The organism is Burkholderia sp. DN3021 (genome assembly GCF_049805555.1).
GTDB lineage: Bacteria > Pseudomonadota > Gammaproteobacteria > Burkholderiales > Burkholderiaceae > Burkholderia > Burkholderia pyrrocinia_C.
Genome location: NZ_JBNCAB010000246.1, coordinates 1 through 961 on the forward strand (window position 1 = coordinate 1; position 961 = coordinate 961).

Annotated in this window: 1 pseudogene; it reads left to right on the forward strand. The window is 59.0% G+C overall.

The features are described 5' to 3' along the window. A pseudogene (locus ACPUER_RS36885) lies at positions 1-961 on the forward strand (hypothetical protein); the annotation flags it as partial.

Below are 961 nucleotides of genomic sequence, written 5' to 3' on the forward strand. Positions count from 1 at the left end.
TCGTTCAGTTTCACGCTGGATACGTCGGCCGCTGCGCCCGGTGTCGCGTTGACTACCGACTCGGGTAGCAATGCCGCCGATCACGTTACCAGCGTCGGTACGTTGAATCTCTCCGGCATCGAAACCGGTGCTACCGTTCAGTACAGCATCGATAACGGTGCGCATTGGAACACGAGCTTCAGTGCCGTCGAAGGACTGAACAACGTTCAAGTTCGCCAGATCGATGTCGCGGGCAACACGTCGTCGGCCACGTCGTTCAGCTTCACGCTCGATACCTCGGCTGCTGCGCCCGGCGTTGCGCTGACCACCGATTCCGGAAGCAGCGTCACTGATCACATCACCAATATCGGCACGCTGAACGTCACTGGCATCGAGACCGGCGCAACCGTCCAGTACAGTATCGATAACGGGTCGCATTGGAGTACGAGTTTCAGTGCCGTCGAAGGCGTGAACAATGTGCAAGTTCGACAGATCGATGTCGCGGGCAACACGTCCGCCTCGACCTCGTTCAACTTCACGCTCGATACGTCAGCCACGGCGCCCGGCGTTGCATTGACCACCGATTCCGGCAACAGCGCCACGGACCACATCACCAATGTCGGCACACTGAACGTCACTGGCATCGAGACCGGCGCAACCGTTCAATACAGCATCGACAACGGCGCGCATTGGAACACGAGCTTCAGTGCCGTTGAAGGCGTGAACAACGTTCAAGTCCGCCAGATCGACGTGGCCGGCAACATATCGTCAGCTACATCTCTCAGCTTCACGCTCGATACGTCGGCCGCGTCGCCGGGTGTTACGTTGACCACCGATTCCGGCAGCAACGCCACCGACCACATTACCAATGTCGGTACGTTGAACGTCACTGGCACCGAAACCGGCGCCACCGTTCAGTACAGCATCGACAGCGGTGCGCATTGGAGTACCAGCTTCAGCGCCGTCCAAGGCGTGAACAACG